Source organism: Pseudomonas fluorescens (assembly GCF_001623525.1).
Lineage (GTDB): Bacteria > Pseudomonadota > Gammaproteobacteria > Pseudomonadales > Pseudomonadaceae > Aquipseudomonas > Aquipseudomonas fluorescens_Q.
The window spans coordinates 4,662,348-4,684,624 of sequence record NZ_CP015225.1 but is presented as its reverse complement, the minus strand read 5'-3'; the positions used below and the strand labels follow the sequence as shown (position 1 = coordinate 4,684,624).

At 61.7% G+C, this 22,277-nt stretch carries 18 protein-coding genes; 12 read left to right on the top strand and 6 right to left on the bottom strand.

Annotation, left to right across the window (positions count from 1 at the left end; all coding sequences use genetic code 11):
- Nucleotides 1-75: 75 nt before the first annotated feature.
- Complete coding sequence (locus tag TK06_RS20065; protein ID WP_063323508.1) at nt 76-1,293, top strand: HDOD domain-containing protein; 1,218 nt, start codon at nt 76-78, stop codon at nt 1,291-1,293.
- A 267-nt stretch (nt 1,294-1,560) separates the two neighbouring features.
- On the opposite strand, the gene TK06_RS20060 is transcribed toward TK06_RS20065, so the two are convergent.
- Together TK06_RS20060 and desA are read right to left on the bottom strand one after the other, a co-directional pair.
- Nucleotides 1,561-2,550: a GGDEF domain-containing protein gene (locus tag TK06_RS20060; RefSeq protein ID WP_057450587.1), complete on the bottom strand. Its 990-nt coding sequence runs from the start codon at nt 2,548-2,550 to the stop codon at nt 1,561-1,563.
- Between the two features lie 296 nt (nt 2,551-2,846).
- Complete coding sequence (desA, locus tag TK06_RS20055) at nt 2,847-4,031, bottom strand: delta-9 fatty acid desaturase DesA (RefSeq protein WP_063323507.1); 1,185 nt, start codon at nt 4,029-4,031, stop codon at nt 2,847-2,849.
- A gap of 146 nt (nt 4,032-4,177) precedes the next feature.
- Here desA and dibA point away from each other — a divergent pair, with 146 nt between their 5' ends.
- Nucleotides 4,178-6,085: a phosphodiesterase DibA gene (gene dibA, locus TK06_RS20050; protein ID WP_063323506.1), complete on the top strand. Its 1,908-nt coding sequence runs from the start codon at nt 4,178-4,180 to the stop codon at nt 6,083-6,085.
- A gap of 235 nt (nt 6,086-6,320) precedes the next feature.
- On the opposite strand, the gene TK06_RS20045 is transcribed toward dibA, so the two are convergent.
- A complete protein-coding gene (locus tag TK06_RS20045; protein WP_063323505.1) occupies nt 6,321-6,704 on the bottom strand; it encodes a DUF6124 family protein in 384 nt (127 codons plus the stop codon).
- Nucleotides 6,705-7,185: 481 nt separating this feature from the next.
- On the opposite strand from TK06_RS20045, the gene oscA reads away from it, so the two are divergent.
- From oscA to TK06_RS20005, 8 genes are all read left to right on the top strand, one after another.
- A complete protein-coding gene (gene oscA, locus TK06_RS20040; protein WP_003186967.1) occupies nt 7,186-7,368 on the top strand; it encodes a sulfur starvation response protein OscA in 183 nt (60 codons plus the stop codon).
- A gap of 138 nt (nt 7,369-7,506) precedes the next feature.
- Complete coding sequence (locus TK06_RS20035; RefSeq protein WP_063323504.1) at nt 7,507-8,520, top strand: sulfate ABC transporter substrate-binding protein; 1,014 nt, start codon at nt 7,507-7,509, stop codon at nt 8,518-8,520.
- Nucleotides 8,521-8,750: 230 nt separating this feature from the next.
- On the top strand, nt 8,751-9,569 hold the full coding sequence (cysT, locus tag TK06_RS20030) for a sulfate ABC transporter permease subunit CysT (protein ID WP_063323503.1): 819 nt from the start codon (nt 8,751-8,753) through the stop codon (nt 9,567-9,569).
- A 12-nt stretch (nt 9,570-9,581) separates the two neighbouring features.
- A complete protein-coding gene (gene cysW, locus TK06_RS20025; RefSeq protein WP_063323502.1) occupies nt 9,582-10,451 on the top strand; it encodes a sulfate ABC transporter permease subunit CysW in 870 nt (289 codons plus the stop codon).
- Between the two features lie 3 nt (nt 10,452-10,454).
- The gene (locus TK06_RS20020; protein ID WP_063323501.1) at nt 10,455-11,444 is read left to right on the top strand and encodes a sulfate/molybdate ABC transporter ATP-binding protein; all 990 of its coding nucleotides are present in this window, start codon (nt 10,455-10,457) and stop codon (nt 11,442-11,444) included.
- Between the two features lie 328 nt (nt 11,445-11,772).
- A complete protein-coding gene (locus TK06_RS20015) occupies nt 11,773-13,140 on the top strand; it encodes a hypothetical protein (protein ID WP_063323500.1) in 1,368 nt (455 codons plus the stop codon).
- The gene (locus TK06_RS20010; protein WP_063323499.1) at nt 13,130-13,639 is read left to right on the top strand and encodes a hypothetical protein; all 510 of its coding nucleotides are present in this window, start codon (nt 13,130-13,132) and stop codon (nt 13,637-13,639) included. Before TK06_RS20015 ends, TK06_RS20010 begins: the two co-directional genes overlap by 11 nt.
- Nucleotides 13,636-15,858 (top strand): GMC oxidoreductase, encoded by a 2,223-nt coding sequence (locus tag TK06_RS20005; RefSeq protein WP_063323498.1) that lies wholly within the window; start codon nt 13,636-13,638, stop codon nt 15,856-15,858. Before TK06_RS20010 ends, TK06_RS20005 begins: the two co-directional genes overlap by 4 nt.
- Nucleotides 15,859-15,918: 60 nt before the next feature.
- Here TK06_RS20005 and TK06_RS20000 read toward each other — a convergent pair whose 3' ends face one another.
- Nucleotides 15,919-16,443: a DUF962 domain-containing protein gene (locus tag TK06_RS20000; RefSeq protein ID WP_063323497.1), complete on the bottom strand. Its 525-nt coding sequence runs from the start codon at nt 16,441-16,443 to the stop codon at nt 15,919-15,921.
- Nucleotides 16,444-16,531: 88 nt separating this feature from the next.
- On the opposite strand from TK06_RS20000, the gene TK06_RS19995 reads away from it, so the two are divergent.
- Complete coding sequence (locus tag TK06_RS19995; protein WP_063323496.1) at nt 16,532-17,218, top strand: Crp/Fnr family transcriptional regulator; 687 nt, start codon at nt 16,532-16,534, stop codon at nt 17,216-17,218.
- A 190-nt stretch (nt 17,219-17,408) separates the two neighbouring features.
- Here the strand turns inward: TK06_RS19995 and TK06_RS19990 are convergent, their stop codons facing one another.
- Complete coding sequence (locus TK06_RS19990) at nt 17,409-18,413, bottom strand: AraC family transcriptional regulator (protein WP_063323495.1); 1,005 nt, start codon at nt 18,411-18,413, stop codon at nt 17,409-17,411.
- Between the two features lie 100 nt (nt 18,414-18,513).
- Here TK06_RS19990 and TK06_RS19985 point away from each other — a divergent pair, with 100 nt between their 5' ends.
- Complete coding sequence (locus tag TK06_RS19985; protein ID WP_063323494.1) at nt 18,514-19,587, top strand: fatty acid desaturase; 1,074 nt, start codon at nt 18,514-18,516, stop codon at nt 19,585-19,587.
- 139 nt (nt 19,588-19,726) lie between these two features.
- On the opposite strand, the gene TK06_RS19980 is transcribed toward TK06_RS19985, so the two are convergent.
- Nucleotides 19,727-22,231 carry a TonB-dependent siderophore receptor gene (locus TK06_RS19980; protein WP_063323493.1) on the bottom strand — a complete coding sequence of 835 codons (2,505 nt, stop codon included), beginning with the start codon at nt 22,229-22,231 and terminating at the stop codon, nt 19,727-19,729.
- Between the last annotated feature and the right edge of the window lie 46 nt (nt 22,232-22,277).

Here is a 22,277-nt window from a genome sequence, read left to right as displayed (position 1 = left end):
CTGTCCGGCGAATTTTGAGCTGTCTGGAACGGCCACCAACGTCTAAGGTGCAAGTATGGCAAGGGAGCATGCTGCATGACTGCTGTGGATTTACCCGCTGTACCCCGTGTGTTGATCGCCGAGGCCGATCCGGCGTCCCGTGAGCTGCTTGAGCAGGTGTTGTCGGGTGTGCGCTGCGATGCCAGGGTGGACACTTGTGGCGACGGCAAAGAGGCTTTGGATTTGCTGGCGAAGCATTCCTACGACCTGGTGATCGCCGATTGGGAGCTGCCGGGGGTTGATGGCCTGGCGATTCTGCGTGGCCTTCGCCAGCAGCATCGCACGCCGCCGTTGCCGTTCATCCTGATGAGTCGGCGCAATGACAGTGCCAGCGTGCGCGAGGTCTTGCCGCTGGCGCCGACCGCGTATCTGACCAAACCCTTGAACCGGGACAACCTGACCCAGCGTTTGCAGGGGTTGTTAGTGAACGGCGGTGAAGAAACTTCCAACGATGCGCCGGTTCCGGGGCCGGCGTTGACCTTGCTCACCTTCCTGGAACGTCGGCGTGACCTGTCCGAGGGCGCGCCCTTGATGACCGATGTGCAAGTGGCGGTCAAGCGCAGCCTCAACCCCGGCGGCCTGGACCTGAAACTGCTCGAAGAAGAAATCCGCACCGACCCGCAAATCACCGCCGTGCTGATCGCGGCGGCCAACAGCGCTGCCCAGCATCAGGGCGGTGGCCCGGTGCAGACGGTGGCCCAGGCGCTGCACCAGCTTGGTTCCGGACCAAGCATGAACCTGATCCTCGCCCTGACCCTCAAACGCTGCGCCCGGCTCAGCGTCCCATGCCTGGCGGACTATGCCGAGCGTTACTGGGAGCTGTCGCTGCACACGGCCGAATATGCCCGGACGATGGCGCGCTTGCTGGATCTGGAGCAGGAGCGCTGCTATTGCGCCGGCTTGTTGCATCGCCTGGGCGACCTGGCGTTGCTGCGCTGCCTGGAAGAGTGGAAACAGGCCGGTGGCGAGCTGGACGAGCCGGAGGAAGTCGGCGACTCGCTGGACATGTTCGGCGCCAGTTTCGGCTCGGCGTTACGTGCCCGCTGGCGTCTGCCGTTGGAGCTGCGGGAGTTGATCGCGGCAGTCTATAACTTGGGGGGCGGGGTGTATTCCCGTGAAGCCTTGGTGATGAACATGGCAGCGCAGATGGCGCATCTGCCCGCGCATGAGGGCCTTGAAGAACTGGCCCGTGGCCGCACGGCGCGGTTGCTGAAGATCGGCTTGCCGGAGTTGACACGGTTGCGCCGCAAGTAGGACCGCCAACTCATTCTTGCTCGCGATGGTGGCAGTCCAGACAGGCCAAGAACCTGTGGCGAGGGAGCTTGCTCCCGCTGGCCTGCGCAGCAGGCCCTCAGCATGCTTACAGGCAGAACACGTTGTTCGGTTTTGCGACTGCTGTGCAGCCGAGCGGGAGCAAGCTCCCTCGCCACAGGGGATTGTCGGTGGCTCGGATTTCGCATCCGCCTCGAAACCAGAGCTGTGGGAGCGGCATGACTGGGCTCAACAGCACTGCGATTGGCGTCAAGCCGCGATGATGCGGTTCTTACCCTTGCGCTTGGCTTCGTACATGGCTGCGTCGGCGCGGGCGAACAGGCTGTCGAGGGACTGGTCTTCCGGGGTAATGCCGGTCAGGCCCTGGCTGACGGTAATGCCGAAGCTCTGTTCACCGCAGCGGAACATCAGGCGCTGGATTTCCCGTTGCAACCGCTCGGCCACTTGCAGCGCCATGTCCGGGGGGCAGCCGGGGAACACCGCGGCGAACTCTTCGCCGCCGATCCGCCCGAACAGGTCACCGCGCCGGAGCACGGACCGCCCGCTTTCGGCGATTCTCTGCAACACGGTATCGCCTTCCTGATGGCCGTAGGTGTCGTTGATCACCTTGAAGTCATCGATGTCCAGCAACAGGAACGCCATGGGCATACCTTGTAGCCGTGCCTGCTCGAACTCACGGTGGGCGCATTCGAAGAAATGCCGACGATTGCTGCTTTGGGTCAGCACGTCGGTGGTCGCCAGGCGCTGCAGTTCGCTTTCCAGCAGCTTCTTTTCGGTGATGTCTTCGGCAATGCCCACCACAATCACCGGTTGCCCTGGCTCGGCCTTGCGGTTGATGAAGCATTTGTCGCTCAGCCAGCGGATTTGGCCGTTGCCGGCAATAATGCGGTATTCACGGTCTTCGACGGCGCCTTTGACCAAAACCTCGGCCAGGCTACGCTCGGCGTACTCCAGGTCATCGGGGTAAATGGCGTCGCGCCATTCATTGAAGTCAGCCAGGACCAGGCCGGCGGGGCGGCCGAAGATCCGCTCGTAGGCGGGGCTGACATACAGCACCTGCCGGGTTTCCCAGTTGAACGCCCACAGCACGGCATTGACGCTGACCAGCAACGAGCTGAACAGCTGCTCACGCTCGCTCAGGCGCGCCACTTCGCCCTGGGCATGCATCAGCGCCATGAGCGTCTGGGCTGCCTCGGGCCAATGAGGTAGGGAGTAATCCTGTAGGTTCTTGTCGACCATCGGCACAAATCTCAAAGAGCATGCACTGCTATTGGTTCGCACGCGCTTTCTCCAAAACCCGCCTGGATGGCGAAGTGCTCTTTGAGATAGGAGATTTGGGGCGAAGTTCCTTTTCAGGCGACGAAGGGCGTGGGGATTTAGCGAGTCAGGTGCCAAGTGTTGGACCTGTGGCGAGGGAGCTTGCTCCCGCTTGAGCGCGAAGCGCTCACAAGAAAGGGAGGGCTGCTGCGCAGCCCAGCGGGAGCAAGCTCCCTCGCCACAAAAAAGCCCTTGTCCACAGTGCTGGCGTTGCCTGGTCAGGCCGTAGCAGGCCGTAGCGAGTAGGTCTTGAGCTGGTCGGCAAACTCGCGCAGGGACTGGATGCCGCTAGCCTCGGCCTCGTGGACCCATTCCTTGATGGCGGCGAGCATGTCGTGGCCGTTGCTGCTGGTCTTGACCCAGATCTGCTGCAAGGCCAGGCGTTTCTCGTAGATCACCTTCAGCGCCTGGCTGTGTTCGAGCATGTTCTGGATGCGCACGTGGTGACGATCGTCCAGCAGGCTGGTTTCCCGCGACAGCAAGCGTTTAGCCCTGTGGAACTGGTGACGCACCGAGTGATCGACCTTCTCCAGTTCCTGCTTGACCAGCGGCGCGATGACCAGCCGGCGGTACTGCGCCATGATCTGGAAACGGTTGTTGAGAATCGCCATGGCCGTGTCCATGTCCAGGTGGCCCTTGCCTTCGACCCGGTGGGCGATCGGCGCAACCCGCTGGACCTTGGCCAGGCGCAGGATACTGAACACCCGTATCCAGGCCCAGCCCAGGTCGAACTCCCATTTGCGTACCGACAGCTTGGCCGAGTTGGGGTAGGTGTGGTGGTTGTTGTGCAGTTCTTCGCCGCCGATCAGGATGCCCCAGGGCACCAGGTTGGTCGCCGCATCGCGGCATTCGAAGTTGCGGTAGCCCACGGCATGGCCCAGGCCATTGACCACGCCGGCGGCCCAGACGGGGATCCACATCATCTGGATGGCCCAGATAGTGATGCCGATGGTACCGAACAACAGCAGGTCGATGATGCCCATGATCGCCACGCCCAGCAGCGGGAAGCGGCTGTAGAGGTTGCGCTCGATCCAGTCGTCGGGGCAGTTCTTGCCGTAGATGCGCAGGGTTTCCGGGTTTTCCGCCTCGGCGCGATACAGCTCGGCGCCTTTGCGCAGCACGGTGGACAAGCCCTTGATGACCGGACTGTGAGGGTCATCCTCGGTTTCGCATTTGGCGTGGTGCTTGCGGTGGATGGCGGTCCACTCGCGGGTGTTCTGTGCCGTGGTCAGCCACAGCCAGAAGCGGAAGAAATGTTTGAGGCCGGCATTGAGCTCCAGGGAGCGGTGCGCCGAATAACGGTGCAGGTAGACCGTGACGGCAATGATCGTGACGTGGGTCATCAGCAGGGTGACTGCCACCAGTGACCAGGCCGACAAGCCAAGAAAACCTTCGTACCACATAGGCTGTAGGGCCCTCGATAAAGATAGAAACAGCCGTTGCATTATCACCGGCCCTACAGATAAAACCAGTCGGCCTTTCAGATAAGAGTGGCTGGATGTTTCTTCCTCTATAATCCCCACCTCTCTGTAGGGACATGGATGGCCGAATGCCTGCTTATCAACGCAGTGCCATGCGCGTAGCGCTGCTTTACCTCGTGTTGTCAGTCGTCTGGCTGCAGCTGATTGGTTATTTATTGAGCAGTTTCTTCGATCAATTCGCTGACAGACAACGCTGGCTGCTGATCAACGGCTATGCCTGGGTCCTGCTCAGCGCCGGGTTGATCTTCTTGGCGCGGGCGCGGATCTCGCGATTTTTCGCCAAGGGTGAGCACGGCGCCGATCGCGAGCGTCTGCGCCAGGCTGCCGCCGTCTTCGATTGCACCCGCGAAGGGGTGTTGGTGACCGACCGCAACGGCTTGATTGTGCACGTGAACCGGGCCTTCATGGCGATCACCGGTTATGTGCGGGATGAAGTGTTGGGCCAGCGCCCCAGCCTGTTCAAGTCCGGTCGCCATGGGCCGGATTTCTATCGCGACATGTTTACCTCCCTGGACAGCCAGGGGGAGTGGAGCGGCGAGATCTGGAATCGGCGTAAAAGCGGTGAAATCTACCCGCAATGGCAGACGATCCGCGTCATTCGCGACGACAGCGGCGAGATCAGCCATTATGTCGCGGTGTTTTCTGACATCAGCGCCATCAAGGATTCCGAGCACGAACTGGCCTACCTGGCCCATCACGACCCGCTGACCGGCTTGCCCAACCGCCTGCTGTTTTCCGATCGTACCGAGCAGGCCCTGGCGTCGGCGCAGTTGCACAAGCGTGGCTGTGCCCTGTTGCTGCTGGACCTGGATCACTTCAAGAACATCAATGACAGCCTGGGTCACAACGTGGGCGATGAGTTGCTCAAAGGCGTGGCCGAGCGGTTTCGCGGGCTTTTTGCGCCGGGCGTGACCCTGGCCCGGCTGGGGGGCGACGAATTTGCGGTGCTGGTGGAAAACTGCTCGCAGCCAGGCCAGGCAGCGGCGCTGGCCCGGCGCATCCTAGACGCCTTGAAAGAGCCCCTGCGGTTCGATGACCATGCATTGTTCATCAATGCCAGCATCGGCATCAGCCTGTTTCCCGGCGATGCCCTGAGCGCCGGGCAACTGCTGCGCAATGCCGATTCGGCGTTGTTCAAGGCCAAGAGCGCTGGACGCGACGGCTACGCCTTGTACACCGAAGAACTCACCGCCCACGCCCAGCAGCGGGTCGAGATTGCCTTTGAATTGCGGCGCGCGCTGCAGCAACAGGAGTTGCGCGTTCACTACCAGCCGGTCCACGACTTGGCGACCAGTCGTCTGATCGGTGTCGAGGCGCTGGTGCGATGGGAGCATCCCACGCGTGGATTGGTGTCGCCGGCCGAGTTCATTCCCATCGCTGAACGTACCGGCCTGATTGCCCAGGTCGATGCCTGGGTCATGGACCAGGCCTGCCGGCAAATGTGCCAGTGGCAGCAGGCCGGTGTGGCGCTGTCGTTTGTCGCCGTCAACGTATCGAGTCGGTTGTTTGCGCGTCGCGAGTTGTATGACCAGGTCGCCCAGGTGTTGCACGACACGGGCCTGGATCCGGGTTGCCTGGAGCTGGAAGTGACGGAAAGCGCGGTGATGGATGACCCGGAGGTGGCGCTGGAGCAGATGCATCGCCTGCGGGAGCTGGGCGTGCGCCTGGCTATCGACGATTTCGGCACGGGCTATTCGTCGTTGCTGCGGCTTAAGCGTTTGCCGGTGCAGAAGCTGAAGATCGATCAGGGTTTTGTCGCGGGGTTACCGTGGGATGAGGATGACGCGGCGATCGTCCGGGTGATCATCGCCCTGGCCCATAGCATGGGGATGCAGGTGCACGCCGAGGGCATCGAGCAGCGTGAGCAGGCGGCATTTTTGCTGGGACAGGCGTGTGAGCTGGGGCAGGGCTACTGGTTTGGCCGGCCCGTGGCGGCGGCGCAGTTGGATTGGCACTGTGCGCCGGTCATTGCTTGATCGTCAGTGGCATTGGTGTTGATCGAGTACATATCCGTTGCTGCGGTAACGGCCACTTTGATCGTTCCCACGCTCCGCGTGGGAATGCATCCCGTGACGCTCTGCGTCACATTCAGAAGCGGAACGCAGAGCGTCCCTGGCTGCATTCCCACGCAGGAGCGTGGGAACGATCAAACACTCCGCTATCGCGGGCTTGCTCGCGATGGCGTCGGCTCAGCTTGCATCGAGGCAAGCGCTACCCCTTGGTCCCAGGCGCCGCCATCTCCTTGGTTTCCAAATGATCCAACGCCCGCTCAACCAACAACTGCACCCCATCGGCCATGCGACTGATCGCCAGGGCGACGCAGCGGCGTGAGTCGTCGACGTCGTCGGCCAGGTCGGCGGCGATGGTGCTGATGGAGAGCAGGTCTTCGGAGGCGTTGGCGAGCAGGGTTTCGGTGTCTATGTGGGGGGACACGATGAAAAGTTGGTTTTTGTCGGGTTCGGGCGGTGAGGCGGGCTTGGGGTTGAGGTAGTAGTCGAGGGCGCGGGTGGCGGCGTCATCGAGCTTTTTTTCTTCCTGCGTTTGGACGCGGGATTTGTGGCCGCTTTGCGGAGGATTCGGTGAAGGCTTGACCATATTCTATGTACCAGAGTTGAGGTCGACATCCTTTCGCTTGCATTCGAAGAGGTGGCAACTGTACGTAGGTGTGCAAGACCGGTCCGGTACCGCCGGCAGACCCGAAGGCCTCCCACGCACAATTGCCATAACGGACGCGAGCATAAAAAAATGCTCGGTCAATAGCCATAACCAATTGCGTACCAGTCCGGACTTGCACGTCCGTGTCACCGTTTTTTGTGATGACGAACAGAGGTTAGCCGCGGCATAGAGCGCTGCCTAGTTCATGAATAGCTCGGCGTTTTGAAGGAAATATCCCAGGCGTTAGCAGGGAAAGGCCTCCCAAGCTCCCCTGCCGTAGGACGCCGGCTACTTTCTGTAATTTTGGTTATATAAAAATTCTTAAATAGTCTTTTTAAGAATATCCGCGCTTATCTAGTATTGCTCCCACGCCGCAAGCAGTGCCGCCCACTGCCAGGCATTCATTCAAAGGAGCAGCAGCATGAGCGCATCTCTACGTAGCGTTGACGGCCAGGACGAAGCAACCATCTTGCGCGAGATCCAGAGCGCGTTGCGCGATCTACGCTTTGGGGCAGTGGAAATCACCGTGCACAACGCGCAGGTGGTCCAGATCGAACGCAAGGAAAAATTCCGCTTGCAGCAACCGAGTCATAAGCCGTCTTGAAGAAAGACAAAAGATCGCAGCCTTCGGCAGTGCCTACGGGGGGCTGAGTGTAGGGGCTGGCGAAGGCTGCGATCTTTTCTACAAGCCAAACGAATTTCCAGAAGCCATAAGAAAACCAGAATTCCAGGAGCTTTCACCATGTCGTCCATTCGTCGTTATGCCCTGGCCGCCCTGGCCAGTGCTGTTTTTGCAGGTTCCGCCGTCGCCAAGGATTACGAGCTGCTCAACGTGTCCTACGACCCGACGCGTGAGCTTTACCAGGATTACAACGCCGAATTCGCCAGTTTCTGGAAGAAAGCGCACCCGGACGACAGCGTGAAGATCCAGCAATCCCACGGTGGTTCGGGCAAGCAGGGCCGGGCGGTGATCGACGGTCTGCGGGCCGACGTGGTGACCCTGGCCCTGGCCGGCGATATCGATGAAATCGCCAAGCTGGGCAAGTCCCTGCCGGCGGACTGGCAAACACGTCTGCCGGAAGCCAGTACACCCTACACGTCCACCATTGTGTTCCTGGTGCGCAAGGGCAATCCCAAGGGCATCAAGGATTGGGGCGACCTGATCAAGAATGACGTGTCGGTCATCACCCCGAACCCGAAGACCTCAGGCGGTGCTCGCTGGAACTTCCTCGCGGCCTGGGCCTACGGCCTGAAGGCCAATGGCGGTGATGAAGCCAAGGCCAAGGAATACGTGCAAGCGCTGTTCAAGCACGTGCCGATCCTCGACACCGGCGCCCGTGGCTCGACGATTACCTTCGTCAACAACGGTCAGGGCGACGTGTTGCTGGCCTGGGAAAACGAAGCCTTCCTGGCACTGAAGGAAGATGGCGGCGCCGACAAGTTCGACATCGTCGTGCCGTCGCTGTCGATCCTTGCCGAACCGCCGGTGGCGGTGGTGGACAAGAACGCCGAGAAAAAAGGCAACGCCGAGATCGCCGAAGCTTACCTCAAGCACTTGTACAGCCCGGCCGGCCAGGAAATCGCCGCGAAGAACTTCTATCGTCCACGTGACAAGGACGTCGCCGCCAAGTACTCGCGCCAGTTTCCGAAACTGGACCTGGTGACCATCGACAAGGACTTCGGCGGCTGGAAAACCGCGCAACCGAAATTCTTCAATGATGGCGGCGTGTTCGACCAGATCTATCAGGCGCAGTAAGCTGGACAGGCCATAAAATGGGCTCTGACTGCGGTTGCAATGTTGTTTACTCAAGGCTTGAAGGATTCTTTGTGGCGAGGGAGCTTGCTCCCGCTTGAGTGCGAAGCGCTCACAAAAACGGGGCTGCTGCGCAGCCCAGCGGGAGCAAGCTCCCTCGCCACGGATTCACTCGCCAGCGAACCACATTGCAATGACCGTCGGGGCTTTGCTGTTCTCAACCAAGGACTTCTATGTCGCGTCGCATATCCCCCGTCATACCCGGCTTCGGGCTGACGCTGGGCTACACCCTGGTGTACCTCAGTCTGATTGTGCTCATACCCCTGGCGGCGATGTTCGTGCATGCCGCCCAACTCACCTGGGAACAGTTCTGGGCGATCATTTCGGCACCGCGGGTACTGGCGGCCTTGAAACTCAGTTTCGGCACCGCGCTGTACGCCGCGATCATCAACGGCGTGATCGGTACGCTGCTGGCCTGGGTGCTGGTACGGTACACCTTCCCCGGCCGCAAGATCATCGACGCGATGATGGACCTGCCGTTCGCCCTGCCCACCGCCGTGGCTGGTATTGCCTTGACGGCGTTGTACGCGCCGACCGGTCTGGTGGGCCAGTTCGCCACCGACCTGGGCTTCAAGATCGCCTACACCCCGTTGGGCATCACCCTGGCGCTGACCTTCGTGACGCTGCCGTTCGTGGTGCGCACGGTGCAGCCGGTGCTGGCCGATATTCCCCGTGAAGTCGAAGAGGCCGCCGCCTGCCTCGGCGCCAAGCCATGGCAGGTGTTCCGCCACATCCTGGTGCCGGCGCTGTTGCCGGCCTGGTTGACCGGTTTCGCCCTGGCCTTTGCCCGTGGCGTGGGTGAGTACGGTTCGGTGATTTTCATCGCCGGCAACATGCCGATGAAAACCGAGATCCTGCCGCTGCTGATCATGGTCAAGCTCGACCAATACGACTACACCGGCGCCACCTCCATCGGCGTGCTGATGCTGGTGGTTTCCTTCGTCCTGTTGCTGCTGATCAACCTGCTGCAGCGGCGCATCGAAACCCCATAAGGAGGCGCGAACATGTCCCAATCGTCTATTTCCGCGGCCTCCACCAACGCTGCCCGCCGTGGCAGTGCGACGTCGCGGCGAATCCTGATCGGCCTTGGCTGGCTGATTTTTGCGCTGTTTTTGCTGCTGCCGCTGTTCATCGTGGTGTCCCAGGGCCTGAAGCTCGGGTTGGGGGCGTTCTTCACCGCGATCTTCGAACCCGACGCGTTGTCGGCGCTGAAGCTCACGGTGATCGCCGTGCTGATCTCGGTGCCACTGAACCTGGTGTTCGGCGTCAGTGCCGCGTGGTGCGTGAGCAAATATTCATTCCGTGGCAAGAGCATGCTGGTGACGCTGATCGACCTGCCGTTCTCGGTGTCGCCGGTGATCGCGGGCCTGGTCTACGTGCTGATGTTCGGTGCCCAGGGCCTGTTCGGGCCGTGGCTGTCGGATCACGACATCCAGATTGTGTTCGCGCTGCCGGGGATCGTGCTGGCGACGATTTTTGTCACCGTGCCGTTCGTGGCCCGGGAGCTGATCCCACTGATGCAGGAACAAGGCACCCAGGAAGAAGAGGCCGCGCGCCTGCTCGGTGCCAACGGTTGGCAGATGTTCTGGCATGTCACCGTGCCGAACATCAAGTGGGGGCTGATCTATGGCGTGGTGCTGTGTACCGCCCGCGCCATGGGCGAGTTCGGCGCGGTGTCGGTGGTGTCCGGGCACATTCGCGGGGTGACCAACACCCTGCCGCTGCACGTCGAGATCCTCTACAACGAATACAACCACGTGGCCGCGTTCGCTGTGGCGAGCCTGTTGCTGATCCTGGCGCTCTTCATCCTGCTGCTCAAGCAGTGGAGCGAAAACCGAATCAACCGCCTGCGCGCCAGCGCCGCGGAGGAATAAGTCATGTCGATCGAAGTTCGTAACGTCAGCAAGAATTTCAATGCCTTCAAGGCCCTGGATGACATCAGCCTGGACATCCAGAGCGGCGAGCTGGTGGCGCTGCTGGGCCCGTCGGGTTGCGGCAAGACCACGCTGCTGCGGATCATCGCCGGCCTCGAAACCCCGGACCAAGGCAGCATCGTGTTCCACGGCGAGGACGTTTCCGGCCACGATGTGCGTGACCGCAACGTCGGTTTCGTGTTCCAGCACTACGCGTTGTTTCGCCACATGACGGTGTTTGACAACGTCGCCTTTGGCTTGCGCATGAAGCCCAAGAACCAGCGCCCGAACGAAAGCCAGATCGCGACCAAGGTCCATGAACTGCTGAATATGGTGCAACTGGATTGGCTCGCCGACCGTTACCCTGAACAGCTGTCCGGCGGCCAGCGCCAGCGCATCGCCCTGGCTCGCGCATTGGCGGTGGAGCCCAAGGTATTGCTGCTGGACGAACCCTTCGGTGCCCTTGACGCCAAGGTCCGCAAGGAACTGCGGCGCTGGCTGGCGCGGCTGCATGAAGACATCAACCTGACCTCGGTGTTCGTGACCCACGACCAGGAAGAAGCCATGGAAGTCGCCGACCGGATCGTGGTGATGAACAAGGGCGTGATCGAGCAGATCGGCTCGCCGGGGGATGTCTACGAAAACCCGGCCAGCGACTTTGTGTATCACTTCCTCGGCGACTCGAACCGCCTGCACTTGGGTGAGGACCGGCATGTGCTGTTCCGCCCTCACGAAGTTTCGCTGTCGCGCTCGGAGCTGGAAGACCACCACGCCGCCGAAGTGCGCGACATCCGTCCGCTCGGCGCCACCACTCGGGTGACCCTGAAGGTGGAAGGCCAGAGTGAGCTGATCGAGGCGGAAGTGGTGAAGGATCACGACAGCCTGGTGGGCCTGGCGAAGGGCGAGACGCTGTTCTTCAAGCCGAAGGTCTGGCAGAAAGTCGCCAACCTCTGAAAGCATCGCGAGCAAGCCCGCTTCCACAGGGGATTGGCGGTTCGATCGTTCCCACGCTCCTGCGTGGGAATGCCGCCAGGGACGCTCCGCGTTCCGCTTTTGATCAGCTTCAAGCCAATCCATGGGATCGAGCTTGCTCGCGATGGCGTCCTCACTGCCCACGATCAGAATCTGAATAACTCCACCCAACCTTGCTTCGATTGGTTCTACGCCAACGCCTTTTCCCCGCCCAAACCCTACCTAGACTCTGACAGGCCAGGAGGCAAGTGAGAGTCCATGACGGACCGGTGTTATCTCTCCTGGTGCCCTGATGCCAAGGAGAGAAAACATGAGAGTGGAAGTCAGTCGGCATGGCCCGCTTGGCTGTGCATTGTTAGGCGTCTTGCTGGCTCCGGCCGCCAGCGCCGCCCCTTCGTTGTCCCCCCAGATACCCTTCGATGTCACGGTGACCCACCCCGTTTCACTGGTCAGCCTGCAAGCCAATTTCGATGAGCTGTCGTGGCAAACCTTCATTGCCCTGAACTGGCCGGCGCTGGACAACGGTGATCCGAATACCGGCACGCCCATCGGCAAGCAGGATGGCGCCACCGTGTGGGAGAGCTGGAAAGAGAGCTACCAGATTTTCCGCGCCAAGGGCCAGGCACCGCTGCCCTGGAATGCCCCGGCGACGCTGCCCGAAGCGTGCAAGTCGCTCAAGCCCGGTCGCCTGTTGCAGCAAATGGGCAAGGTGCCCGATGTGCTGGATGAATTTATCCAGCCCTTCGAGAGCGGCCCGCTGGTGGACCAGAACGGCACCTACACGCGCAACGAAATCGTGGTCAACCAATCGATGTTCAACGGCATCGTCGACAACGGTCTGTACAGCATCGAAGGCCAGCAGAAGTTCTTCGCCGCGAAGCCGACCAATACCGTGGCGTTCAGTTGTGGTTCCACCCAGACCAAACAGGTCGGCGCGGTGATGGTGAAGGCGTCGTGGAAAGTGCTGGGCCCCAACGACAACCGCCAGGATTTCCATACCGTCGATGCACTGGTCTACACCCCGGGCAACAACGACCCGAGCCATGGGCCGATTGTCGGAGAGTCGTGCGTGTCCGAGCCGGTCGGGTTGGTGGGATTGCACATGGTCCATAAGACCGCCAGTGCGGCGCAATGGGTCTGGTCAACCTTTGAGCATGTGAAAAACGTGCCGGAAAAAACCACACCTGTGGCCCAGCGCACGGGGCCTTATCTGTTCTACAACGCAGCCAGCCAAAGCGACATCAACCAGCCGCCGCCACGGCCATGGAACCCGGCGGTCAAGGCGACGCCCTCGCAGATCGTGCGTGACGTGCCGCTCACCGAGGCCACCAAAAAACTGAACACTACGTATCAAGGCCTGTTGCGTACGGTGAACCCGAAGAGCGTCTGGGCGAACTATCAATTGATCAGCACCCAGTGGCCGTCGGCCCCGTCACCGAACTGCCAGATATCGGCCGCCAACCCGCTGGGCAGCCCTGCGCCCTTGTTCCTGGCCAACGCCACGCTGGAGACCTACATCCAGGGCACCGTGCCCCAGGCGTCTTCCAGTTGCATGGCTTGCCACGGCAATGCGGCCACCCATGTCACCGAGTCGCCGCGTACCAGCTTCGCGGATTTCACCTATTTGCTCGAACGCGCACAGTCCACTGGCGGACAAGGAGTCAACCATGAGCAGTGATCTGGACAACTTTGTAGGCCTGTCATCGGCCCTGACCGGCATTCCCACGGATCGGCTGGCACCGGCGATCGACCAGGTGGGTTTGCCACCGATTTTTCTCGCGTTCATCACCCCGCGTATCACCCCTGAGGTGCTCAATACGTTGCTGACTCAATACGCCACGCTGGCAGCGGACAATGTGCCCCCCGACCAGATCGCCAAAGCGGTGCTGATGGATGGATCGCGACCGGCTGTCACGCAAGCGGCCCAAGCTGCGCGTTCGATCATGAAACTGTGGTTGCTGGGGGTCTGGTATCAGCCCTATGCCACTGGCAACTACAAATCGACCGACTCGACGGTGGTGTCCGACCAGGCCTACATCCAGAGCTGGGCCTGGAAAATCGCCCAGGCCCACCCCATGGGCTACAGCGAGATGTTTTTCGGCTATTGGAACACCACGCCACCGAGCCTTGAGGACTACACCGGCGTGCCTGCCAACACACAAGGAGCCTCGTCATGAGTACCGAACAAGCCGAGGTGATCATCGTTGGCGCGGGGTTGGCCGGCAGCATCATCGCTTATCAGTTGGGCATGGCGGGCGTGGATGTGCTGGTGCTCGAATCGGGTCCGGAGATCCCGGCCAACCGTGCCCAGTATCTGGAGCGTTTCTACACCGCCACCCTGAAGACCCCGGAGTCGCCCTATCCGCCAGTGTCGACCCTGGACACGCCGCGTGACCCGAGCAAGGAAAATGCCCCCCGGGCGACCATCGCCGACCTGATCCTTGGCTGGGACAAGCCGCAAGTCAGCTATCTGGTGCAGAAAGGCCCACTGCCCTTCAACAGCACTTATGAACGGGTGGGCGGCGGCACGACCTGGCACTGGGTCGGGACCTGCCTGCGCATGGTGCCTAACGATTTCCGCCTGAAGAGCAAGTACGGCGTCGGGGTGGATTGGCCGATCGGCTACGACGACCTGCAAAGCGCCTATTGCCGGGCCGAGGCGGAAATCGGGGTGTCGGCCAATGTCGCCGACCAGGCCTACCTGGGCATGACGTTCCCCGAGGGCTATTCATTCCCGATGCACAGCATTCCGTTGTCGTTGGTCGATGGCAGTTTCGTCACAGCCGTGACCGGCAAGAACTTCGACGGCTTGCCGCTGGTAGTCAGCCCGACCCCGGCCGGGCGCAACTCCCAGCCCTATGCCGGGCGCCGGGTGTGTGCCGGCAATACCAACTGCACGCCGATCTGCCCGATCCAGGCCAAGTACGACGCCACCGTGACCCTGAACAAGGCCCTGGCCACCGGCAAGGTCCGAGTCATGTACCGGACCGTGGCCAGCAAAGTGACCGTGGGCCCGGACAAGAACATCAATGGCGTCGAATTCATTCAATACCAGCTTGGCGAGGGACCGAAGACGGGCACCGGCGTGGCCATCGGGCAGCGTTACGTGATCGCGGCCCATGCCATCGAAACTCCCAAATTGTTGCTCAACTCCAAGACCCCTGCCTGGCCCGATGGCGTGGCCAATAGCAGCGGCCAGGTCGGACGCAGCCTGTCCGACCATCCGATTTACCTGGCGTGGGGGCTGATGCCGGAAGGCAAGACGGTGTTCCCGTACCGGGGACCGGTGTCCACGGCGGGCATCGAGAGCCTGCGTGACGGCGACTTTCGCAGCCAGCGAGCGGCGTGGCGTATCGAAATCGGCAACGAGGGCTGGAACTGGCCGGTGGGCGACCCTTACATCACCGTGGCCGATTTTATCGATGGCAAAAACAAAAGCAGCACCAACCCGTTGCCATCGAAAGAGAACCCGCCGCCGCCCACTGAAGCGCTTTACGGCACGGCCCTGATTCAACGGCTCAACGACCTGTTCATCCGCCAGTTTCGGATCGGCTTTTTGGTGGAGCAGGTGGAGAAGGATCCCGACCAGTCCAAGAGCTACATCGTGCCTTCGACGGACAAGCTCACGGACGGGCTTGGCATTCTTCGGCCGGAAATCCACTACGACCTGTCCGATTACACCAAGGAAGGTTTCAGGCAGGCGAAGATATTGGCGAGCCACATCATCAAGGACCTGCTCGGCGCCGTGGAACTGACGGCACCTATTGGCCAAGGGAAATTCAGGTACAAAGAAGAGGATTACACCTTCCAGGGCGCCGGGCACCTGATGGGCACCTACCGCATGGGTGATGATCCGGCCAAGTCGGTGGTGGATAAGTATCAGCGCAGTTGGGACCACAAGAACCTGTTCCTGGTAGGCGATGGTGTCTTCCCCAGTACCGGCACCTCGAACCCGAGCCTGACGATCGCGGCGTTGTCGTTCCAGGCCGGGGACACTGTGGCCAACGACCTGAAGGCGGTGACGATGCAGGTCCAATCCAACATCGCCTGGCAGGGCACTGGCGTGAAGGTCAACGGGTTGGTTCCGCGTTTGGTTCGCTACGTCAGTGGGCTATGGTGTGCCAGTCCGCAGGGTGGAAATGTCGATGGAAATGGCGGTTCGAGGCACATCGACTACAGCAGCTATGCCTTGCCCGGTGCCGCCGAAGGCGCCTTGATCGGTCGCGTGGGCGATGGTGGCAAGCCGTTCCTGGTGGGGGATCTGGGGCAGGTTCCTGCCAGCGAGCAAGGCGAGCTGCAACTGTGCATCAACGATGACCTGACCGGGCAATACGGAGCAGGCTTGAGCGATAACACCGGTGCGCTGACGGTGCGGATCGAATTCGGCACCCTGTAGTGCCTGAGCGGTAAGGCCCAACTCCTGTGGGAGCAAGCTCGCTCCCACAGAGGGGTGTTTTCAGGCGGCCGAACGCTGGTTGCGCAACGTCACCGGCCCGGCGCGCTCTTCGATGGCCTGCTTCAATTCGCCGCGAAGCCCCAGTAGGAAGCCCGCTTCCACCACCACAAACAGCGGCCCGACAATCAGCCCGGTGAGGTCGTCGACAAACGCCGGTTTGCGGCCTTCGTAATAGTGGCCGACAAACTGGATCACCCAACCCACCACGAACATCCCCAGGCCACTGCTCAACCACACCGCCGTGCTTTGCGCGGCCAGTGTCTGACCCAGCCATAGCGCCAGGCCCAGCAGCACCGTCATCAGCACACCCAGGCGCACTTCCAGGCGTAGGTAGAACCAAGCACTGGCCACGGCCACCAGCAATGCCGGAGAAATCAGGATCGCGCCCAGCGGCCAACCGGGCCGTGACAGCAGCACGGCAACGGCGACGAAGATCAGCGGAATGCCAACGAAATGAGTGGCGATGTTGCGCGGGTCTCGGTGATAAGCAGCGTATTGACTGAGATGATCGACGAGGCTTTTCATTGTTGTTCCTCCTGGGGTGATGCCCGCATGATGCATCAGGTCTTGCACGACGCTCTGTCAGTTAGCCGACACTTGTCCCGGAGTTTCCATGAATTCGCATCCCTGGCACTCACAACTGATGGCCGGCCACTGGTACAGCCACTTGCCCGTTGAGTTACAGAATAGCCTGCTGGATATGGCCCGCGAGCGCCGCCTGCCGCCGGGCCATGGGCTGTTCAAGCGTGGCGATCCGCCGTGCGGGCTGTATGCCGTGCTGGAAGGCGCGGTGCGCATCGGTGCGGTGAACGAACAGGGCAAGGAGGCACTGCTGAGTATGATCGAGGCGCCCCACTGGTTCGGTGAAATCTGCCTGTTCGATGGCCAGCCGCGCACTCATGATGCGGTGGTGGTCGGTCAAGGTTCGCTGCTGCACGTGCCGCAGGCGCCGTTGCTGGCCTTCCTGCAAGCGCAGCCGATCTACTGGCGGCATCTGGCATTGTTGATGAGCCACAAACTGCGCCTGACCTTCATCAACCTCGAACATCTGAGCCTGATGCCCGCCCCAGCCCGGGTGGCCCACCGCCTGCTGATGATCGCAGAAGGCTACGGCGAAATCGAACCGCCGCGCCGAATCTTGCAACTGCCCCAGGAGCATCTGGCGCTGATGCTCGCGCTGTCACGCCAGACCACCAACCAGATCCTCAAGGACTTGCAGGCCCAGGGCATTCTCCACCTCGGTTATGGCGAGATCGAAATCCTCGACATCGAACGATTGCGCGGGTTGACCACGATCTGAAACCGACCTGGCCCCCGTGGCGAGGGAGCTTGCTCCCGCTGGCCTGCGCAGCAGGCCCTTGGCATGTCTATAGGCAGGCGGAGCGCATTGGCCGGTTTTGCGACTGCTGCGCAGCCGAGCGGGAGCAAGCTCCCTCGCCACAGGGGCTTGTCTGGGCGAAAGTCATCGCCCGCCCAGCCAATCCAAATCCCTAGCGCAACCCATCCCGAAACTGCCCCGGCGTCATCCCGGTCCAGCGCTTGAAGGCGCGGCTGAAGCTGCTGGCATCGGCAAAACCCAACAGGTAGCTGACTTCGCTCAGCGAGCAATTCGGATCCCGCAGGTGCAGCAGCGCCAGATTCTCCCGGCACTCGTTGAGCAGTGCGTCGAATCGGCAGCCTTCGTCGGCCAGGTGCCGTTGCAGGCTGCGCAGGCTCAGGTGCATGGCCTGGGCGATGCGTTCGGCGCTGGGCTCACCTTCGGGCAGTTGGGCCTCGATGGCCGCGCGTACTTTGCGCTCCCAGGTCAATGGCTTGAGCTGTGCGAGGGTACGTTCGAGCACTGTTTCATTGTGTTCGGCCAGTTCCGGGTTGGCGTCGTCCAGGTGGCTGTCGAAATCGGTGAGGTTGAACTCCAGGCAATCCTGCGCGGCGCCGAAATGCACCGGCGAGCGGAACACTTTGTGCCAGGGGCTGGGGTCCGCCGGTTCCGGGCGCCGCAGGTACACGGCCAGCGGTGCGTAATCACGGCCGAGGCGGTTGCGACAGGTGCGCACGTAAATCGCCGCGAACGCGTCGATGGCCTCAAAGGCTGGCGCCGGTCGGTCCGGCGGCACCTCGAGGCTAAAGCGATAACGGTCCTCTGCGCGGATCAGTTGGAGGGTTAGCGCATCGCTGACCACCGGGTGATAGCGCACGATCCGCTCGAACACTTCCCGCAGGCTGCCGCTGGCCACCAGGGCATAACCCAGCGCGTGAAAGGTGGTGGGGCTGACGAAACGCGACACCCGCAGGCCGATGGCCGGGTCGCCGCTGGCCTGCACCGCCAAGGTCCACAGGCGGGTGGTGGCCGAGAGCGGGTAACGGGCGTTCGGGTCGTCCATCCATTGCGGGTCGAGGCCGGCTTCTACGCACAGGGCGTGGCTGTCCAGGCCCAGCGCATCGAGCTGTTTGCGCAGGGCGCGGGTCCAGCTGGCGAGGGAAGTCGGTTCAGTCATGACGATTGGCGCTTGCGGTCAACAGGTTGGCGTTTACGGCTACCACCCCAGGGGACAACGCCCGGCAGGATGAGCACATCTCTAACAGAGGATGTAAGCCATGCACGGCACTTGCGCAAGCTCCGAGCGATTGAATGCACAACAACGATCAGCCCATATTCGCCAGGTTGTATTGGCCCGGGGCGAGGAGTTGCGTCGGCGCTATCCGATCCTGCGCCACCAGGACGCGTTGGGCGCGGGCATCCTGGCGTTCGCCCTGGCTGGGATGATCGGTTCGGCGCTGCTCTACATCAACGGTTACCTGGCCGGGTGGGCGTGCCTGTTGCTCAACGCGTTCTTCGCGTCGCTGACCCACGAGCTGGAACATGACCTGATCCACAGCATGTATTTTCGCAAGCAGCGCCTGCCCCACAACCTGATGATGGGTTTGGTCTGGCTGGCGCGGCCGAGCACGATCAATCCGTGGATCCGTCGTCACCTGCACCTCAACCATCACAAGGTGTCCGGCAGCGAAGCCGACATGGAGGAGCGGGCCATCACCAACGGCGAACCCTGGGGGCTGGCGCGGTTGCTGATGGTCGGCGATAACGTGATGTCGGCGTTCATCCGCCTGCTGCGAGCCAGGACCTGGGCGCATAAGCGCAGCATTCTCAAGCGCACGCTGAAGGTGTATTTCCCGCTGGCGTTGCTGCATTGGGGCGCCTGGTATGTGTTTCTCGGTTTTCATGGGGCCAACGGCATCGCCGGTCTGCTGGGAACTTCAATTGACTGGTCGGCTACCACGCTGGCGACGATGCAGGTGATCGACATCGCCGCGGTGGTGATCATCGGGCCGAACGTGTTGCGCACCTTTTGCCTGCATTTCGTCAGTTCGAACATGCACTACTACGGCGATATCGAGCCGGGCAACGTCATCCAGCAAACCCAAGTGCTCAACCCCTGGTGGTTGTGGCCGTTGCAGGCGTTCTGCTTCAACTTCGGCAGCAGCCATGGCATTCATCACTTCGTGGTGAAGGAGCCGTTCTACATTCGTCAACTGACGGTGCCGGTGGCGCACAAGGTGATGCGGGAGATGGGTGTGCGGTTCAATGATTTCGGTACGTTCGGGCGGGCGAATCGGTTTGTGCGCCAGGAGGGTGTGGTGCGGGAGGAAGGGGATACGGTTCGGGTTTGAAGCTGCCCCATCCTAAGGGCCAGAACAGAACCTGTGGCGAGGGAGCTTGCTCCCGCTGGGCTGCGCAGCAGCCCCAAAAAAACGGGCCGCTTCGCGTCCCGCGGGAGCAAGCTCCCTCGCCACAGGGAATGGGTTGCAGTTAGAACTGGTAACTCACCGTCGCCGCCACATTGCGCTCTTCGCCCATGTAGCAAAAGCTCAGGCTGGCGCACGAAGCGACGTAGCTTTCGTTGGTCAGGTTGTTCGCGTTCAGGCGCACGTCCACGCCCTTCAAGCCGACCTTGCTCAGGTCATACCCCACCGAGGCATCGAACAACGTGTAGGACGGCACTTTCATGGTGTTCTCCGCATCGGCCCAGCTGTAGCCGACATACCGCACGCCGCCGCCCAGGCGCAGGCCATCGAGGGTGCCGCTGTCGAACTTGTAATCCGCCCAGACCGAGGCCATGTGGCGCGGGGCCTGGGTCGGGGAGTTGCCCTTGTTTTCGATGATGTCGGTGGGCGTGCTCAAAGTACTGATCATCGATTTCGAATATTCGATGTCGGTGAAGGTGTAACTGCCCAGCACTTTGAGTTGTTCGGTCAACTGCAGGTGCGCTTCCAGTTCCAGGCCCTGGGAGCGCACGGCCCCGACGGCGCGGTAGAAGTTGTCCTGGGGCAGTTTGGTCGCCAGGTTTTCCTGGTCGATGCGAAACAGCGAGGCCGTGTACAGGTCATCGGTGCCCGGCGGCTGGTACTTCAGGCCCAGTTCCCATTGCTTGCCATCGGTGGGCGGCAGCGGGTTGCCGGCGCTGTCGGCGTAGGAGTTCGGGTTGAATGACTCGGAGTAGCTGATGTACGGCGCCAGGCCATTGTCGAACAGGTACAGCGCCCCGGCACGGCCAGTGAGCTTGGTGCGTTTGTCGTTGATCTCGGTGCCTTCCGGGCGGCCGAATTCGGCGATGCGGTTCTCATCCGAGGTTTGCACCCAGTCCTGGCGCAGGCCGAGGGAGAAGCGCCACTTGTCCATTTCGATCAGGTCTTGCAGGTAGACGCCGGTCTGCTCCAGGCGTCGCAGGTAGCTGGTGTTATAGCGACCAGTGATGGCCGAGTTGCCGTAGACCGGGTCAAAGGCGTTGATTGGCGCCAGGCTGCCGCTGGTCCAGTCGACCACGGTTTTGCGTCGCTGGTAGTCGGCGCCCATCAGTACGGTGTGCTTGGTCGCGCCAGTGAAGAATTCGGCTTGCAGCATGTTGTCGACGATGAACGAATGGAGCTTTTCTTCGGCACCGGTGTAGTAGCGGTTCAGCTCGTTGCTGGTGGGCGTGGTCCAGTCGTAGGCATAGACCTGATCGTTCTTGACCTCGGAATCCAGGTAACGGAAGTTCTGCCGGGCGGTGAAGACGTCGTTGAAACGGTGTTCGAATTGGTAGCCGAACGACTGCTGGTCACGCTCATAGCGGTCGATGCCGGGTTCGCCTTCGAAGAAGTGCTCGGAAATCCGTCGACCGTTGCGCTGATGCAAGGTGCCATCGGCCGGCATGCCGCCGTGGTAGCCGCCGTCGGGGTCATGCTGCAGGTAGGCTTGCAGGGTCAGCGAGGTGTCCTCGCTGAAGTCGATGTTCACTGTCGGCGCGAGGGCGAAGCGTTTTTCCTTGTTGTGGTCGAACTGGGTGTCGGAGGTGTCCGCCAGGCCGATCAGGCGATAGGTGATGCGTTTGTCGTCATCCACGGGGCCGGTGAAGTCGAAGCCCATGCCGCGTTGGCCCTGGGTGCCGACCGTGGCCTGGATCTGGTGATAGGCCTCGTACTGCGGCTTCTTGCTGGTCAGTGCCACCAGGCCGCCGGGCGAACTGCGACCGTAGAGCACCGAGGACGGGCCCTTGAGAATGTCGACCCGCTCCAGGAAGTACGGATCGACCTGCATGGAGCTGTAGGTGCCGCTGTCGCCCATGGACTTGAGGCCGTCGAGGTAGATGTTATCCACCGAGCCGTCGTTGAAGCCGCGCATCGCCACGTAGTCGTAGCGGTGGGTCGCGCCGTAGGGGTTGGTCAGCACGCCGGGGGTGTAGCGCATGGCCTGGGACACGGTTTGCGCGCCCTGGTCGTCCATTTGTTCGCGGGTGACCACCGACACGCTCTGGGAGGTTTCGCGCAGGGCGGTGCTGGTCTTGGTGGCGACCTGGCTGTGGGTGGCGTTGTAGCCTTCCATGCTGCCCAGGGCGTTACCCAAGGCGAAGCCCTTGATGTCGGTGGTCGGCAATTCCAGTGTGCTGCCAGCGGTCTCGGTCTGCAGCACGTAGCTGCTGCCATCCTGGCTGACGGCAACCAGTCCCGAGCCGCTGAGCAGTTGGCTCAGGGCCTGGTCCGGCGAGTACTCGCCCTTGAGCCCCGGGGACTGGACGCCGCCGGTTTGCGCCGGGGTGCTTGCCAGGGTGATCCCGGCCTGGCGGGCGAACTGGTTCAGCACATCGCTCAATGGGCCCGGGGCAATGTTGTAGCTCTGACGGCTGGCGGTCACGCCGTTTTGTGCGGCCACCGCGAGCATCGGCACGACGCTGACCCCCAGCGCCGTGGAGAACAGCGCGGCATGGATCGCCTGGCGCAGCAGGCCCGGTTGCGCAGAGAAGCCGAAGGGGTTCTTGAGAGGTACGCGCTCAGTCATTGTAGGTTCCGTAGGAGTCGCCGAAGGCAGATAAGGGTTGCTTACT